The 17,407-nt window shown below is 59.9% G+C and carries 15 protein-coding genes; 10 read left to right on the top strand and 5 right to left on the bottom strand.

Annotation, left to right across the window (positions count from 1 at the left end; all coding sequences use genetic code 11):
• Positions 1–69 precede the first annotated feature (69 nt).
• The 6 genes from LC354_RS08715 to LC354_RS08690 all read left to right on the top strand — a co-directional run bounded on the left by LC354_RS08715 (position 70) and on the right by LC354_RS08690 (position 6,193).
• Positions 70–1,005 (top strand): hypothetical protein, encoded by a 936-nt coding sequence (locus LC354_RS08715; RefSeq protein WP_223422979.1) that lies wholly within the window; start codon positions 70–72, stop codon positions 1,003–1,005.
• A complete protein-coding gene (scpA, locus tag LC354_RS08710) occupies positions 968–3,097 on the top strand; it encodes a methylmalonyl-CoA mutase (protein ID WP_223422977.1) in 2,130 nt (709 codons plus the stop codon). Before LC354_RS08715 ends, scpA begins: the two co-directional genes overlap by 38 nt.
• A gap of 238 nt (positions 3,098–3,335) precedes the next feature.
• A complete protein-coding gene (locus tag LC354_RS08705; RefSeq protein ID WP_223422975.1) occupies positions 3,336–3,944 on the top strand; it encodes a VOC family protein in 609 nt (202 codons plus the stop codon).
• Positions 3,945–4,122: 178 nt separating this feature from the next.
• Entirely contained in the window at positions 4,123–4,803 is a 681-nt protein-coding gene (locus LC354_RS08700; RefSeq protein WP_223422973.1) for a molecular chaperone DjiA, read from the top strand.
• Positions 4,803–5,807, top strand: coding sequence for an endonuclease/exonuclease/phosphatase family protein (locus LC354_RS08695; protein ID WP_223422971.1), 1,005 nt, complete (start codon positions 4,803–4,805; stop codon positions 5,805–5,807). The genes LC354_RS08700 and LC354_RS08695 overlap by 1 nt, the downstream gene beginning before the upstream one ends.
• Positions 5,804–6,193, top strand: a complete 390-nt coding sequence (locus tag LC354_RS08690; protein ID WP_223422970.1) for a hypothetical protein — start codon at positions 5,804–5,806, stop codon at positions 6,191–6,193. The genes LC354_RS08695 and LC354_RS08690 overlap by 4 nt, the downstream gene beginning before the upstream one ends.
• A 1-nt stretch (position 6,194) precedes the next feature.
• Here LC354_RS08690 and LC354_RS08685 read toward each other — a convergent pair whose 3' ends face one another.
• The 4 genes from LC354_RS08685 to LC354_RS08670 form a co-directional block, all read right to left on the bottom strand.
• Entirely contained in the window at positions 6,195–7,745 is a 1,551-nt protein-coding gene (locus LC354_RS08685; RefSeq protein ID WP_223422968.1) for a Ppx/GppA family phosphatase, read from the bottom strand.
• Positions 7,746–7,880: 135 nt separating this feature from the next.
• Complete coding sequence (locus LC354_RS08680) at positions 7,881–10,049, bottom strand: RNA degradosome polyphosphate kinase (RefSeq protein ID WP_223422966.1); 2,169 nt, start codon at positions 10,047–10,049, stop codon at positions 7,881–7,883.
• Between the two features lie 40 nt (positions 10,050–10,089).
• Positions 10,090–10,773 (bottom strand): P-loop NTPase family protein, encoded by a 684-nt coding sequence (locus tag LC354_RS08675; protein ID WP_223422964.1) that lies wholly within the window; start codon positions 10,771–10,773, stop codon positions 10,090–10,092.
• A 3-nt stretch (positions 10,774–10,776) separates the two neighbouring features.
• Positions 10,777–11,868, bottom strand: coding sequence for an AI-2E family transporter (locus LC354_RS08670; protein ID WP_223422963.1), 1,092 nt, complete (start codon positions 11,866–11,868; stop codon positions 10,777–10,779).
• 269 nt (positions 11,869–12,137) lie between these two features.
• Here LC354_RS08670 and proS point away from each other — a divergent pair, with 269 nt between their 5' ends.
• From proS to LC354_RS08655, 3 genes are read left to right on the top strand one after another with little or no spacing between them, the layout of a single operon-like run.
• Positions 12,138–13,475 carry a proline--tRNA ligase gene (gene proS / locus LC354_RS08665; protein WP_223422961.1) on the top strand — a complete coding sequence of 446 codons (1,338 nt, stop codon included), beginning with the start codon at positions 12,138–12,140 and terminating at the stop codon, positions 13,473–13,475.
• Positions 13,476–13,488: 13 nt separating this feature from the next.
• On the top strand, positions 13,489–14,451 hold the full coding sequence (locus tag LC354_RS08660; protein WP_223422959.1) for a serine hydrolase domain-containing protein: 963 nt from the start codon (positions 13,489–13,491) through the stop codon (positions 14,449–14,451).
• Positions 14,448–14,951, top strand: coding sequence for a DUF2937 family protein (locus tag LC354_RS08655; protein WP_223422957.1), 504 nt, complete (start codon positions 14,448–14,450; stop codon positions 14,949–14,951). Before LC354_RS08660 ends, LC354_RS08655 begins: the two co-directional genes overlap by 4 nt.
• Before the next feature lie 5 nt (positions 14,952–14,956).
• Here the strand turns inward: LC354_RS08655 and LC354_RS08650 are convergent, their stop codons facing one another.
• Positions 14,957–16,597: an ABC transporter substrate-binding protein gene (locus tag LC354_RS08650; RefSeq protein WP_223422954.1), complete on the bottom strand. Its 1,641-nt coding sequence runs from the start codon at positions 16,595–16,597 to the stop codon at positions 14,957–14,959.
• A 400-nt stretch (positions 16,598–16,997) separates the two neighbouring features.
• Between LC354_RS08650 and LC354_RS08645 the strand changes: the two genes are divergently transcribed.
• On the top strand, positions 16,998–17,407 hold a 410-nt coding region (locus LC354_RS08645), incomplete at its 3' end, for a transposase (RefSeq protein ID WP_223421634.1).

Genomic DNA, 17,407 nt, shown 5'->3' with positions numbered 1-17,407 from the left:
CCACATGTCTTTGGTACTCTGCGCGCGGCACACCGCCCGCCGGAGCCACGGCAAAGGGACAGGGCTGGCATGAAAATCATTCTCCATATCGGTGCGCATCGCACGGGCACCACAAGTTTTCAATCATATATGCGCCGGCATGCACAGGCGCTGGCGGCGGACGGGATCGGGTTTTGGGGCCCTGTGCGTACGCGTAAAGGATTGTTCACGGGCATCCAACCGACGCCGGGGCTCGGGCGGCAAGCCGCATGCCGCGCGCGTGGCCGTATCCTTTTGCAACTGGACAAGGCGCAGAAACGAGGGCTGCACACCCTTGTTGTGAGTGACGAAAATATCATGGGCTCGTCCTGGAAGAACCTGCGCACGCAACGTCTTTATCCTGACGTGGGGGAGCGTTTGTCGCGCTATGTCATGGCCTTTGACAACCGTATTGACGTGATTTCCATGTCGGTGCGCGCGCTCGATCACTTCTGGATGTCGACGGCAAGTTACGGCGTGCATCGCGGACACGACGTCCCCACCGGGGATCAGTTTGCGCGTATCGCAGAAAACCCGCGCACCTGGCAGGACGTGGTGGCGGACGTATCTTGTGCGGCACCTCAGGCCTTGATCAAAGTGCTGCCCTTTGAGCGGTTCGCCGGGCGCGCTGACCGCGCTTTGGCCGTCGCCGCGGAATATGACGCGCCGGTGGATGCCGATCCGCGCTGGAAAAACCGCAGCCCGTCGTCGAACGATTTGCGCGCCTGCCTGATCGACCGGGGGTCGGACCCATCGGCCGTGCCCGCAGGTGAGGGGCGATGGGCCCCTTTCAATTCTGGCCAAGGCGCAGCTTTGCGAGAGGCTTACGCCGATGACATGCACTGGCTGATCGCCGGTGCCAATGGCTTGGCATCACTGACAGAGGATAGGGATCACAAACGCGCAGGGCACACCCTGCCATTCGGATCCTGGAACAGAGGATATTCAAATGACATCACGGAAAGACGCCTGGCGCAGCCTGGCTGAAGGCGAATTGCGCGGTCGTTCGCTGGACGACCTGACATGGAAAACCCTCGAAGGGATCGAGGTGCAACCGATCTATACCGAGGACGATCTCGAAGGGGTCGACCATCTGGGCACAATCCCGGGCGAGGCGCCGTTCACGCGCGGCGTCAAGGCGACCATGTATGCCGGCCGCCCCTGGACGATCCGTCAATATGCGGGCTTTTCCACCGCCGAGGAATCCAACGCTTTTTACCGTCGCGGTCTGGCCGCGGGCCAGCAGGGTGTTTCCGTCGCCTTCGATCTGGCGACCCACCGCGGTTATGACAGTGATCATGAACGTGTTGTAGGAGATGTCGGCAAGGCGGGTGTTGCCATCGACAGTGTCGAGGACATGAAGATCCTCTTTGACGGCATCCCGCTGGACAAGGTGTCCGTGTCGATGACGATGAATGGGGCCGTCATCCCGATCCTCGCCAGCTTCATCGTCGCCGGAGAAGAGCAAGGCGTGGATCGCTCTGCCCTGTCCGGCACCATTCAGAATGACATTCTGAAAGAGTTCATGGTTCGCAACACCTACATCTATCCGCCCGAGCCTTCGATGCGGATCGTCGCTGATATCATTGAATTTACGTCTGAAAAAATGCCCAAGTTCAACTCGATCTCGATTTCGGGCTACCACATGCAAGAGGCGGGCGCGAACCTTGTGCAGGAACTTGCCTTTACCCTGGCGGATGGGCGCGAATACGTGCGCACGGCCATTGCGCGGGGCATGGATGTGGACGCGTTTGCCGGGCGCTTGTCGTTCTTTTTTGCCATCGGCATGAATTTTTTCATGGAGGCTGCCAAGTTGCGCGCCGCCCGGTTGTTGTGGCACCGGATCATGTCGGAATTTGAGCCCAAGAACCCGAAGTCTTCGATGTTGCGCACCCATTGCCAGACGTCCGGTGTAAGCTTGGCGGAGCAAGACCCCTATAACAACGTGGTGCGCACCGCTTATGAGGCGATGTCGGCGGTTCTGGGCGGCACGCAAAGCCTGCACACCAATTCGCTCGATGAGGCCATCGGCTTGCCGACGGATCATTCGTCGCGCATTGCTCGCAACACCCAGTTGATCCTTCAGGAAGAAACCGGCGTGACCAACGTCGTCGATCCGCTCGCGGGCAGTTACTATGTCGAAAAGCTGACCAGCGATCTGGCCGAGGCGGCTTGGAAACTGATCGAAGAGGTCGAAGAGATGGGCGGAATGACCAAGGCCGTGGCCTCCGGCATGCCCAAGCTGCGGATCGAAGAAGCGGCAGCCACCCGACAGGCCCAGATTGATCGCGGCCAGGAAGTCATCGTGGGCGTCAACAAATACCGTCGCGAAAAGGAGGATGCGCTCGACATCCTCGACATCGACAACGCGGCGGTCCGCACCAGCCAGATCGCGCGGCTGGAAAAGATCCGCGCCAAACGCGACGAAGCGGCCTGCACTGCCGCGCTGAAAGCGCTGGGGGACGCGGCGGCTGCGCATGGCAATCTATTGGAAATGGCAGTGGAAGCCGCACGGGCCCGCGCCACAGTCGGAGAGATCAGCATGGCGATGGAAAATGTATTTGGACGGCACCGGGCAGAGGTCAAAACCCTCGCGGGCGTCTATGGCGCAGCTTATGAAGGCGATGCAGGCTTTGCCGCGATCCAGAAGTCGGTCGAAGAATTCGCGGAGACCGAAGGACGCCGCCCCCGGATGCTTGTGGTCAAGATGGGACAGGACGGACACGACCGGGGCGCCAAGGTGATCGCGACCGCCTTTGCTGATATCGGCTTTGATGTCGATGTGGGGCCGCTGTTCCAGACACCCGCCGAGGCTGCGCAGGATGCCATCGACAATGATGTGCATGTGATCGGAATCTCCAGCCAGGCAGCGGGGCACAAGACGCTCGCGCCGCAACTGGTGCAGGCCCTGAAAGACGCGGGCGCAGACGATATCATCGTGATCTGTGGTGGCGTCATTCCGCAGCAGGATTACCAGTTCCTGTATGACGCCGGGGTCAAGGCGATCTTTGGACCGGGGACCAATATTCCGGATGCGGCCCAGGATATCCTGACCATCATTCGCGACACGCGTGCCTGACGGAAACTTTGCTGATGAAAGCTCGTGGCAGCGACGCAGGTGCCATTGCTGAACATGCCGACAGGCCGACCGTGTCAACCAGGAGGAAGCCATCCCTTGCAAAGCTGTTTGTCAGTTCCAGCCCGGGATGGCGCGTTTCATGTGGCAGGTTCTCCACCTGTATTCAAAATCATCTATATTCTGTGACGGACCTGGCGCAGTATTATGCATCTCAGGTTAAAACGGGCGGGGCAGAATCTTGAAACTTGATCATTTGGTCGTCGCAGCCGAGTCGCTCGACGCCGCGCGGGCGCATATCGAGGACAGGTTGGGCGTGTCGATGCAGCCGGGCGGGGCGCATGCCGTATTCCAGACGCACAACGCGCTTCTAGGTTTGGAAGATGGGCTTTACCTTGAGGCGATCGCACCCAACCCCGCCGTGCCTGAACCGACGCGGTCCCGGTGGTACGATCTGGATCGTTTTGAGGGACCTGCGCGGCTTTCGAACTGGGCCTGCGCGGTGGAGGACATGGACGCAGCTCTTGAGGATATGCCCGACGGCACGGGAGCGCCTGTCATGGTCAATCGGGGCACCTTATCCTGGCGCATGGCCGTTTCGGAAGACGGCACGACCCCCTTCGACAATTTCTGGCCCGCCCTGATCGAATGGCCCAAGGGGGTGCACCCCGCCAGCCAGCTGGCCCCGACGGGATTGACGCTGCGTCGTTTCACTCTGGTCCATCCGGAAGGAGACATGCTGTCCGAAACCTTGTTTCGGATGCTGCGGGATGATCGCGTCACTGTGGAGACGGGGCCAAAGGCAATACATGCGGATTTTGAGACGCCGCACGGAGATCGCAGCCTTTAATACGCAGGGCTGCCACGCGCGATGCGCTATCGATCACCAAGGCAATCGCGTGCTGCCGGGGTGGCGCAACTGGCCTCGAATGCACGGGGATAAGGCCGGGCGGCAGCTTGACTTGATCTTGATGCAAAAACTGCTGAACCGGCCTGACACTGGGGTTTAGGCGGGTTATGATAGGGGCATGTCACTTTGGACTCGCATATCAGACGCTTTGGCGGCCCTCTCTGCCGGAGAAGGTCTGACGGCCGTTTTTGACAAGCTGCGGGCACCACCGGAGCGCAGCGTTGCCTTTGCCATTGCCGTGATCGCGCTGGGCGCAAAGATGGCCAAAGCGGACGGGCAGGTGACGCGCGATGAGGTCACGGCCTTTCGCGAAGTGTTTCACATCACAGCCAAGGACGAGGCAGGTGCGGCTCGCGTTTTTAACCTTGCCCGCACGGATGTGGCGGGTTTTGAGGACTACGCCACCCGGATCAGCGCAATGTTTGCAGGCGCGCCGGAGACGTTGACTGACCTGCTTGAAGGGCTGTTTCACATCGCGATGGCCGACGGCTTCTACCATCCGAACGAGGATGCCTATCTGGAACGCGTCGCACAGATATTTTCGGTGCCGGACCGGGATTTCAAAGCGCTCCGCGCACGATTCGTGCCCGATGCCGTACCGGACCCCTACAGCGTTCTGGGGGTCACCCCGGACATGTCACATGAAGAGATTCGTATGGCGTGGCGCAAGCTGGTGCGGGCGAACCATCCCGACGCGATGATGGCGCGCGGCGTGCCAGAAGAGGCGGTACGCCTCGCCGAAAGGCGGATGATCGACATAAACCGCGCGTGGGAAGATATTCAAAGCAGCCCCGACTGATGCGCATCGTGACCTACAACGTCGAATGGATGAATTCGCTGTTCAACGATGATGGGGCTTTGCTGACGCATGGGGGGTGGTCCGGGCGGCAAAACGTGACGCTGGCCGATCAATCATCGGCGCTGCGCACTGTTTTTACGGCGCTTGATGCGGATGCGGTGATGATCGTTGAAGCTCCGGATGACAGCAAGGATCGCAATTGCGTCCGCGCGCTGGAAAGCTTTGCACGATGGGCCGGGCTGCGCGCCCGCAAGGCGATCATCGGGTTTGGCAACACCACCCAGCAAGAGATCGCGCTGTTGTACGATCCGGACGTGCTCAGCGTGTCGCATGATCCCAAGGCCGCCCAGGATGCGCCGCGCTTTGATGACAGCTTTGCGATCGACCTCGATATCGATGCCACCAAAGACACCGTCACGTTTTCCAAGCCACCACTGGAGTTGGCCGTGGAAACGCGGGGCGGTTTCGGGTTTCGCATGATCGGTGCCCATCTCAAATCGAAGGCGCCCCACGGGGCCAAATCCCGCGATGGAGTGATGCGCCTGTCGATAGCCAACCGGCGCAAGCAACTGGCCCAGGCGATTTGGTTACGCGCGCGCATTGCCGCTCACCTGGCCGAAGAGACGCCGTTGATGGTCATGGGCGACCTCAATGACGGTCCGGGGCTGGACGAGTACGAACATCTTTTTGGCCGCTCATCAGTCGAGATCATCCTCGGAAATGCGCCCGAGCCAGTGCTGTTCGATCCCCATGCGGCCCGCGCCCTGCAACGCAAACTGGGCGCCGTGCCAACGACCGCACGGTTCTGGATAGAGCCCGACAAGAGATTCCTTCAGGCCTTGCTGGATTACATCATGATTTCACCGGATCTGGCGGCCCGCGACCCACGCTGGCGGATATGGCATCCTTTGGATGATCCGGTGTGCTGGGCCCGACCGGAGTTGCGCGATGCGTTGGTCGCCGCGTCCGATCATTTCCCTGTCAGCTTGGATATTGCGCTATGAGACCCCATATCGGCCCCATGAAACGGATTTTGTTGATCATATCGCTTGGTTTGTCTGCCCCGGCCTATGCCGAGGACAGCACCGACGGGTTGTCGTTGATGGAGCGCGGCGCGCAGTTGTTGATGGAAGGCCTGATGCAGGAAATGGAGCCTGCGCTGGACAACCTCAAGGAGTTGGCGGACGAGTTTGGCCCGGCACTGGAAAGCTTTTCGACGCAGATGGGGCCAGCCTTGCGCGGGCTTCTGGCGGAGGTGGAGGATTGGAGCGTGTATCACCCGCCCGAGATGCTGGACAATGGTGACATCATCATTCGGCGCAAGGTGCCGACCGAAGATGAAATGACGCCGGAGGTCCAGGCGGAGCCGGAAGAACAGATCGACATCTAGCTTATCCGCGACGGGTCTTGACCGTCACTTCTGCCTCAAGAGAAGAGGCCAGAGAGTTCAGCCGCGCCTCTGCGACCTCGCCAAAGAGGGGCATCGCATCCGGTGACAAGCGCAACTCAAGCTGCTTTTTCTTGGGAAACCAGCGCAACTCACCCCGTTCCGCATCTTTTTCCATCCACAGCATCGCCCCGAATCGCATTGCCTTGCCCAGGATGAGGGCGTCGTGTTGGGACTTTTCGTCAATAAGATCGTAAAGATCTTCGAAATGCGTGCCTTCGCGCTTGTTGGAATAGCGATGCAACAGTGCGAGCCCCAGGAAGACACGTTCGGAGTGTTTGAGACCGCCCAGGTTGGCGCGGGTGGCGTTGTCAAAACAGACCTCGGCCCGGTAATCGGGATGCGCGCGCCAACTTACGTCATGCAGCAGACAGGCGGCCTTGATCAGGCGTTTGCGGCCTATGGGAGCGGATTTGAACAGCGGGTGGACGAATTCGAAGAGCAATTTGCCAAAGCCGGGGGTGCGGGCATCCTTGGCTTCGGCAAAGCGGCAGGCCTCGATCAGCGGGTCCCGGTCGCGCAGGCGTTGCGGCATCTGTTCATACAGCATGCCTTCGCGAATGCCGTAGCTGGAAATGGCGATGTCCTTGGGCCGGAAGGTTTTGACAAGGCGGTGAAGCACTTCTGCGGCCAGCGGCACCAGTGCCATCCGCGTTGAGGATATGCCGCAATCGGCCCGCAGTTGGTCATGATCGGGGTGATCGGCGATGAATTTGGCGGTGCGGGTCACGGAGGTGGAAGTCATGCGGTATTCATGCAGCACATGCAAAGGGTATCCGCGCCGGAACATGTCCACGCGCGCAATGGCCCGCCAAGATCCACCGACCAGAAACAAACGGTCGCGCTGGCTGCCCATGACGTCGTGCAGTTCGCCCATGATTGACTTGATATGGTTGCGGCGCCCCTTCTTGCCGCCCTTGACCGCTTGCAGTTTCAGCGGGCCCAGATCCGAGGTGACGCGTTTTCCCACATGCCCGCCGGAGATTTCCGCCAGTTCCATGGACGAGCCGCCGATGTCGCAGACAAGGCCGTATGAGCCGGGCCAGCCCAGCAACACGCCCTGCGCGGACAGTCGCGCCTCTTCCTGTCCGTCGATAATGCGCACCTTCAATCCTGTCTCGCGGGCGACATCATTGCAGAATTCCGGCCCGTCCTCGGCGTCGCGCACGGCAGCGGTCGCCACCACCGACAGGCTGGACAAGGCCATGCCCTGGGCGAGCCGTTGAAACCGCCGAAGCGCGCTGAGAGCGCGCACGCGCCCCTGCGGGTTCAAGCGTCCGGTTTCGGACATGCCCGCGCCCAGGGCGCACATTATCTTTTCGTTGTAGAAATAGGCAGGTGACCGCGCCGCGCCGTCGAACACGACCAGCCGGACAGAGTTGGAGCCAACATCAACGACGCCGACGCGTGCAAGCGCCCGTGCGGACGGATCCTGAAACAACGGTTGACCAAACAGGCCCCCATCCGAACTTTGCGGTTCGACCAGAACATTCATGGGCGCCCCCGCGCACTTTTCTTTTGCCAGTGATGGACCACCGATGGCTATGGGTCAATGCGTCGATGGCCGGGGACGGGTCTGTTTCGGGTGCGCTGCACCCGAAAGACGCCCGCCCGCCGACCCTTTCAGCGCTCAGTCTTCGGTATGGGTGAGTTTCGGTACGTCAGATGCCCCGGCAGACCCCCGCCCCGAAAGCGAGGGGTTTTCCATGAAGAACCGATGGCAGTTGAATGCAAATTCACCTTCGGGAATGATGGGCCGTGTAAAGCTGCCCTCGGGCCCCATGACCCAGCTTTGTGCGACGTCGGCCAGATTGGCGGCCATGACCTGGCTGACGATCTGCGCCTTGACCGTCGCGTTTTCAATCTCGATCAGCGTTTCGACCCGGCGGTTCAGGTTGCGTCCCATCCAGTCCGCCGACGAGATAAAGACGCGCGCTTTCTTGGACTGCAGCCCAAAGCCGTTGCCAAAGCAGACGATGCGCGAATGTTCCAGAAACCGACCGATGATGGATTTGACCCGGATGTTTTCGGACAGCCCCGCAATACCAGGCCGCAATCCACAAATGCCGCGCACAACCAGGCTGATTTTGACTCCCGCCTGACTGGCGGTATAGAGCGCATCGATCACTTCGCTGTCGATGATCGAATTCATCTTGGCCCAGATTTCGGCAGGTTTGCCCGCGCGTGCATATTCGGCTTCCGCCGCAATCATTTCCAACAGTCGTGGTTTGAGCGTAGTGGGGGAAATGGCCAGATTGTCCAAGCCTTCGGGAGGCGCATAGCCTGACAGGTAATTAAAAACCTTGGTCGCATCGCGCCCCAGCTTGGCGTCGCAGGTGAAAAGCGACAGATCGGTGTAGATCCGCGCCGTGATGGGGTGGTAATTGCCGGTGCCGTAATGGGTGTAGGTCACCAGATCCTTGCCCTCGCGCCGCACCACGGTGCTGATCTTGGCATGTGTTTTCAGGTCGATAAACCCATAGACCACATGTGCACCGGCCCGCTCCAGACGCCGAGACTGGCGAATGTTGGCGGCCTCGTCGAAGCGGGCTTTCAGCTCCACCAGGGCGGTCACCGACTTTCCGTCTTCGGCCGCTTCGCACAGCGCCTCGACGATGGGGGAATCCTTGGACGTCCGATACAAGGTCTGTTTGATCGCGACCACATTCGGATCAAGGGCAGCCTGATGCAGAAAGCGGACGACCATGTCGAAGGTCTCATAGGGGTGGTGCAGCAGCATGTCCTTTTGGCGGATCGCCGCAAACATGTCGCCGTCGAAATCGGTGACGCGTTCAGGCACGCGGGGGGTGAAACTCGGCCACAGCAGATCTGAGCGGGCGTCCGTGACCAACTCGCTCAGGTCTGACATACCGATCATGCCGTCAAGTTCGATCACCTCGGCATCACTGACGCCCAATTCGGCCATGATCACGGCCATGAGTTTGGGAGGCGCGCCTGCCGAATGCGTCAGGCGGACGACCTCGCCGCGGCGGCGTCGTTTCAGGGCAACCTCGAATTCACGCACCAGGTCTTCGGCTTCATCCTCGACTTCCAGATCGCTGTCACGCAACACCCGAAACCCGAAATGCGCCTTCAGTTTGTAACCTGGAAACAGCGTGGGGATCTTCAACAGCAACAGGTCTTCAAGCGGCAGGAACCGCATGGTGTCACCCGGCAATGCGACAAAGCGGTCGATCTGGGCCGGGATCGGCAGCAATGCCTGCAACGTGCGCTTGTCGGACCTGCGTTCCATCTGAAGCGCGAGCGCATAGCCGTTGTTGGGAATGAAGGGGAAGGGGTGTGCGGGGTCAATCGCGAGTGGCGACAGAACGGGGAAGACACGGGCCAGGAACACATCGTCGAGGTGTTTGACTTCCTCTTCGCTCAGGTCTTCGCGCCGCAGGATCGAAATGCCGTTGTCTTGCATTTCTTTCTGGAGTGCCGTCAGGACCCGTTGCTGGGTTTTCATCAGACTGCGTGCATCCTCGTCGATCAGAACAAGTTGTTCTGTCGGGCTCAGCCCGTCCGCTGCGGGGGATGTGTTGCCGGCATGGGCCAGTTCGCGCAATCCGGCGACACGGACTGTATAGAATTCGTCAAGGTTCGTCGCTGAAATCGACAGGAACCGCAGCCGTTCCAAAAGGGGAACGCGTGGGTTTTCGGCCTCTTCGAGAACGCGCCAGTTGAAGCCCAGCCAACTGAGTTCACGGTTAAAGAAACGACCGGGCCCGGTTGGGTCAAGGTCGGGCAGTTCCACAGGTTCAGGGAACGAGGATTCCAGAAAATCAGCGTTTGTCATTCGGGCCTTATAGCGGCAAAGCATAACAGTAAGATGACTGTTATCCCTCAGGTCGGGTGCTTTTGTCCAGCAACTCGGATGCAAGCTTGCGTGTGATCGGCTTTTGCCGCGCAAGACTGAGGTTGTCCAATGCGACGACGATCTGCCGGGCGGCGGCAAAGCTGCGTTCCATGCGGGTCACCAGATACGGAATGACATCTGCCTTGGGCGTCAGTTGACGATCGGCAAACAGCTTGGCCATCACAGCGCCCAGCAAGATATCATCCGGAGGATCAAGGGCCGCGTGCCCTGCGGCGTCGACCCGGCTTTGAAGATCAGGAAGGCTCAGGCCCCACAGGTTCGGGGCTTTCACACCGGTCATAAGCAACGGCAGACCGGCACTTTGCAGCAGGTTATGCAGATGGAACAGGGCGGTTTGATTGCTCAGGTTTTCGCGAATATCTTCGATGCTTTCCACCGCGATGGGCTGGTGCGCGAGGGAATCGAGGTCATATGAGTCCAAGTCTACGGCGGATATAATCCGCGCGCCGGAGTCGCTGGCCCACACATGGGTCAGATGCGATTTCCCGGACCCGGCCGGACCGGTCAGCGCCAGTTTTGCCAGTGGCCAGTTTTGCCAGTTGTCGATCATGGCAAGCGCCACGGCATTGGAGGGCGCCACCATGAAATCGTCACGCCCAAGGGCCGCGCGCGCGGGCAGCTCGAACCCCAATTGAACAGCCATTCTTCAGTCCTCGGCCCGATCGTTGGCCGGTGTTGAGCTGCTGCCTTCAACGCCCTTATACAGCAGGCCGCTGCGATATTGCGCGATCGCAAACCGAACAAAGACACCGATGGCCGCCGCCATTGGCACCGCGACAAGCATTCCGACAAAACCGAAAAGCGCCCCGAAGACGGACAAGGACAGGATAAGCCAGACGGGGTGAAGTCCGACACTGTTGCCGACCAGCTTCGGCGTCAGCACATTGCCTTCGGCCATCTGCCCGACCATGAAAATGACCGCGACGGCACCGATCCAGAACCACTCGCCCCAGAACTGGAAGAGCGCCAACCCGATGGCCAACGCGCCACCGACAAGCGCACCGACATAGGGAATAAAGGTCAACAGACCGGCGACAAAGCCCACGACAAGACCGAATTGCAGGCCGACCGACATCAGCGCAATCGCATAATACGTGCCCAGTATCAGACAGACGGTTCCCATCCCGCGGATGAAACCCGACAGCGTTTTGTCGATCTCGGAGGCGAGGCGGCGAATGACAGGAGCATGATCGCGCGGCAACAGATCGTCGATGCGGGCAATCATGTTATCCCAGTCGAGCAACAGATAGACCGAAACCACCGGGACGATCACGAACAGAACCACCACGTTCAGAAGGCTTGCCGCCGAGGTGAGCGCCGTATTCAATACCTTTGCGCCTTGCTCGGAGACCATTTTGCCGACCGAGTCCAAGCTCTGGCGCAAGGTGGACTGTTCATCCAGCAAGCTTGGAAACTGCTCTGTCAGAAAAACACCAAGATTTCGTGAAAGGTTGGGGGCCATGTTGAACAGCTGGACCGACTGTTGGATCAGCGTCGGAACGACCAGCAAGGTGACGACGACGAAGGTGATCAAGCCGCCAATCGTAATCAGCCCGGTGGCCAAAGCCCGACTGCATCCGTGATCTTCCAGCCAATCTGCGATCGGATCTAGAAAATAGGCTATGGCGGCGCCGAGGAAAAAGGGCAGCAATTGATCGCCCAACGCATAGAGCAACACAAAAAGGGCCGCCGCAGCGATACCCCAATACTTTAGTTGTTCACTGACAGGCAGGCTCATGTGGGCTCCGAGGACGACTGTATCAGACATCGCGGTTTTAGCGCTTGGTTTCAAGGGCCGATCCCCTTTGCCGACGTGTTCTCTTCGTGCGCATTAAACAAATCTGGTGAGGCGCGTGGCGATGTGGGGCCCTTCGGACCACTCGCATGCGGGCGGCGATTGTATCTGGCGCCCCGCGAAGTGCGGCGCCGGACGTCGGCACCGGTTGGCGATTGCGGGTGCGGTTGCTTTGGCCTAATCAGGGCAAAACAGTTTTAAGGAGCCGCGCAATGCGTCTGAGCCGCTATTTTCTGCCCGTTCTCAAGGAAAACCCCAGTGAGGCGCAGATTGTCAGCCACCGTCTGATGCTGCGGGCCGGTATGATCAAACAAGCCAGCGCCGGGATTTACTCGTGGCTGCCGCTTGGCTTCAAGGTTCTGCGCAAGATCGAGAACATCGTTCATGAAGAGCAACAGCGCGCGGGTCACATGCCGATGTTGATGCCGACCATTCAGTCGGCAGATCTGTGGCGCGAAAGCGGGCGCTATGACGCATACGGGGCCGAGATGCTGCGCATCAAGGATCGCCATGACCGTGATATGCTGTTTACTCCAACCGCCGAGGAACTGATCACAGATATTTTCCGCGCCCATGTCGGCAGCTACAAAGACCTGCCCATGACGATGTATCAGATCCAGTGGAAATTCCGCGACGAGATCCGGCCACGGTTCGGTGTGATGCGGGGTCGTGAATTTCTGATGAAGGACGGCTATAACTTCGATCTGACAAAGGAAGATGCGCTGCACTCCTATAACCGTCACCTCGTCAGCTATCTGCGCACCTACGAGCGGATGGGGCTACAGGCCATTCCGATGCGGGCCGACAGTGGTCCGATTGGCGGCGACAACACGCATGAGTTCCTCGTGCTGGCGGACACCGGCGAGAGCGAAGTGTTCTATGACAGTGCGGTGACCGATCTGACCTTCGGCGACCGCGAGATTGATTATGACAGTGTCGAACAGTGCGCCGGGGTGATGGATGAGTTCACCAACCTCTATGCGCGCACCGACGAAACCCACGACGCCGCCCTGTTTGACGCCATCCCCGAAGAGCGCCGTCGCGTGGCGCGCGGGATTGAAGTGGGACAGATTTTCTACTTCGGCACCAAGTATTCCGAAGCTTTGAGCGCTGTTGTTCAGGGGCCGGATGGCAAACAATCTCCCGTCCATATGGGCAGCCACGGCATCGGTGTCAGCCGCCTACTGGGTGCGATCATCGAGGCCAGCCATGACGACAAGGGCATCATCTGGCCCGAAGGAGTTACGCCGTTCCATTGCGGTATCGTCAACCTAAAGCAAGGCGACGACGAGGCCGACGCGGCCTGCGATGCGCTCTACAAGAGCCTGACGGCGCTGGGCCTCGAGCCGCTTTATGACGACCGCAACGAGCGGGCAGGCGGCAAGTTTGCCACCATGGATCTGATTGGCTTGCCATGGCGCATCACCGTCGGGCCGCGCGGTCTGAAAAACGGTGTGGTCGAGTTGACCTCGCGGCGCACGGGCGAAAGCGAGGAACTGCCACCGGAGGCAGCGGTGCAAAAGATCGCGGAGATCTACGCCGCTTTGTGATAGGCTATGCGCGATGCAGGCATTCGTTCGAACCGTTGTCATCCTGATGTGGCTGCCGATGGTGGCCACGGCTCAGGACTCCGATCGGATGTCCGCCATGCGGGCCGCCTATGCCGAGTGGCTGGTGCGCAATGAGATAACGGGCACTGGGGCATTGGCCTATCAAGAGACCCCCGTGACCGCGATCGGGGATGCAACGGCACCCATCGAACTGGCCAGCGTCAGCAAGTCGATCACTGCGCTCTGTGCCGCGGCACTGTCGGATGCCGGGCAACTGGATTTTTCACATGCCGTGCGCGATCTGTTGGGCAAGGGCCCGGATGTCAGCGTTGGGTCGCTTGTCACCCATACGAGCGGCATCGTGGCGGATATCACCCAGCCTCTGATGGTGCTGTGGCTCAACAGCGACGACCACCGCGCCGACATCGTTCTGAACCTGATGAAAGATCCCGTCGGAGTGCCCGGCGCATATGCCTACAACAATGTGAATTACGCACTGCTGGCGCTGGTGATCGAAGCCAGTACCGGGGCCGACTACGAAAGCACATGCCGCCGCCTCGTTCTGGACCCGGCCGGGGCGCGCGGGCAAGCGTCTGAGCGCAGCGGTGGATTTCTCAGTTGGGGTGGATGGGCCATGTCGCCATTCGATTACGCCCGTGTGCATGGGTACTGGTACGGGCCCGGCACGAACACGGGCCGCAACCCGTTCGATTATCCCCATGTGGCGCTTGACGATGCAGGGGTGTTTTACGGCCTCGGCACAGCCTTTCGCGCAAGTCACATAGGCGATGGTATCTATGACTTCTGGCACTTTGGCGCGTTGTGTTTTTCCGGCCTGTTCAACGTGGGGGCCTATGCAGTCACATGGGCGGGCGGCTGGACCGTGGTTTTGGGCTATGACGGCTGCGTAGACCGGGCGGCGCGCCGGGATCTGGATGAGATGATGCGCCGGGCCGCCCAAGGCCCCTTCGAATGATCGCGCGGGTTCTTCTGCTCGCGGGCGGTATTCTGGGCGGGGCGTCTGCCTCGCAATTTCCCGAGTTCTCGCAACAATACACTCAACGTCTGGGCGGAGCTGTCGATGCCCTGGCCGAGGTCGTGGCAGATTTCGATCTTTCTGCGGCCGCCGTAGGGCTGACGCGAGATCAGGCTCTGGCGGAAATGAACGGCACCGATTTTTTGGAGCGACGTCGTGCGGATATGGCCCGGACCTTTGTTCGGTACGACCGGTTGCGGGAGGATCTTGCGGTATTGGACAGCGCGGGCCCATTCATGCGCGCCTATCACGTGACGCGTCTGACCGATGATGACGTTGCAAAAGCCGCCCTTCAAAGCTTTGAGCCGGCCGTACCGATCAATTTTGCCGGGATGGTGTTCGCTGGCAGCGGCTTTGTGGCCGGTATGCTCGCGATCTGGGCCATTTTGCAACTGGTGCTGTGGCCGTTCCGGCGCAGCCCGCGCCGCGCCGGAACGTAGATCATCTAGGCCGCAAAGCCCAATTTGGAGACGTGGATCTCGAACGTGGGATGCATGTCGGCTCCGACGATCCCGGGGCGGAAATGCCTGTAGATCGAACGCCAATACGGCTGGATCACGACGCCTTCGTCCTGCATCAACTGTTGCAGTTTGGCCATGACCACGCGGCGCTGATCTGCATCCGCGATCGAAACCGCTTCGGTCAGCAGGGCATCGAACTCCTCATTCGCAAAGGCAGTTTCGTTCCAGGGCTCGCCAGACCGGTAGGCCAGCGCCAGAACCTGCACACCAAGCGGACGTTGCGCCCAATCCGTTGTCGAAAACGGGTACTTGGCCCAATCGTTCCAGAAGGTCGATCCGGGCAGGATCGTGCGCTTGATCGGGATACCGGCATCGCGCAGCTGGCCCGCGACGGCGTCAGAGGTATCCTTGCGCCAGGTGTCGTCGATGGAAATCAGGTCATGTTCGAAATCGGCCATGCCCGCTTCGGCCATCAGGGCGGCGGCCGCTTCGGGATCGTAAACAGGGGGCGGCAGTTCCGCGTATTCCGGATGGATCGGAGACACATGGTGGTTTTCCCCGACGCGCCCGTTGCCATTGAACCCCAGCTCAAGCACCACGTCGTTGTTCGCGGCCATCGCGAGGGCACGGCGCACGCGCACGTCTGCATAGGGTGTCTGACCGTCCACCACTGCGGCTTGGTTCGGGCGGATGACGACGGTATTTGCCGTGACCGCTTCGGTCTTTTCCCAATCCAGCGTGTCAAAGATGTCGATGAACTCACCGACAGATTCGTAGATCATGTCGACGTCATCCGCCTCGACGGCAGTAAAGATCGAGGCCTGATCCGTGCCCAGATCGATATAGACGATCCGGTCGAGATACGCGCCTTCGCCCCACCATGTGTGATCTTCGTTCTTGATCAATTCCGCGCGCACGCCAACTTCGTACTCACCGGGCATGTAGGGACCCGTCCCGATGGGATTATCAAGCGGGTCGCCGTTGAATGACTGGTGGACAATCGCGGCAGGATAGTCGGAAAAACCGGCGATCAGCGTGATGTCGGCATTGTTCAGCACCAGTTTGACCGTGCTTTCGTCGACTACGGTGATGGCACCCTCACGGGCCTCACCTGTCGCCTCATCGATCAGTGAGGTCATGCGTGACGCCATCGAATTGCCTTCGACCGACTTTTCGCACCAGCGCGAGATGTTGAACGCGACGTCTTCGGCGGTAAACGGATCGCCATTCGACCATGTCACGCCTTGCCGCACAGTCAGGGTATACTCTGTTGCGTCCTCGTTGATTTCCCATGCCGTGAGCAAGGATGGGGCCATGCTGCCGTCAATCTGATATTCGACCAGATATTCGAGGTAGCCACGCGTGTAATTGGACATTTGCGGCCAGTCATAGGTGCGCGGATCCTTCAGCGCCTTGACTGTGCTTTCGATGCGAAGGTCCCCGCCGGGTTGGATATGGGCCGCGGCACGCGCAGGCTGCGCAAGGCCGAGCAAACCGTAAGCGGCCGCAGCAGAGACGCCGAGTGACGTGGCTCGGGTCAGGAATTCGCGCCGACTGAGAGTGCCGCGGGAAACTTCTGTCGCATATGCGTGGGCCGCGGGATGAAGAGAATTCAAATCTGTCATGGGAAAAGCCTGTCGTTGGGCAAGAATTGCAAAAGCAGGGCGCTTTCGGGCGGTACGCTCATCGTACCACGACAGGGACTAACTTAATGCTTGCCCACCCGAATCCAAGCACGAATACACGTCCTCGACGCCAATGCCATAATGAGACGCCGGTTTGCGTGTATCTTGTCGCCTTGTTGTACAGGAGCACAAGCGCCACGCCTTTTGGCTGCCGATAAGTCATATTTCTTGCGATTGCATGGCTCAGCAACAAGGTTTTGGTATTGAGGGGCAGGAATTCGCGATGAAACAAATGCCTCATTTACGCCCGCATTCCCCAAGTAGATCTCTGATTTCGCTGTCTTGAACGTGATATTTTCTATATATATCATGGCGTTGGTTGCTGCGGAGGATGTGTTTCATGGATCACCCAGAGGGTGCGGGCTTGCAGCGGGCAGATCGTGTGGATTTTGACCCTCGCGTGCGGCTGGAATTCCGGGGCGCTCAGCTCAGTTCGGATGGCGGCCTTCTGGTGATGCGCGAGCTTGATGACGCGCTCGGTCTGTCCAATCTGGCGTCTGCTGCCCTGTGCGATAATCGCCGTGGCAAGAACACGATCCACCGGCTCGACGGGCTGTTTCGGCAATCGGTCTACGGCCGGTTGGCAGGATACGGGGACGTCAATGACGCCGACCGTCTCGCGCTCGATCCCGTGATGCGCCAGGTTGTCGGTGGCCGTGCCGTCGATGCGCATGCCGCATCCACGTCGCAGATGGGCCGGTTCGAGACCGAGGGACTGGCGACCGCAGAGAACCGGGCGGCTCTGTCTGA

Source organism: Tateyamaria pelophila (assembly GCF_019966495.1).
GTDB lineage: Bacteria > Pseudomonadota > Alphaproteobacteria > Rhodobacterales > Rhodobacteraceae > Tateyamaria > Tateyamaria pelophila.
Note: the sequence above shows the minus strand (reverse complement) of the source record. Positions and strands in the feature narration are given on the sequence as shown.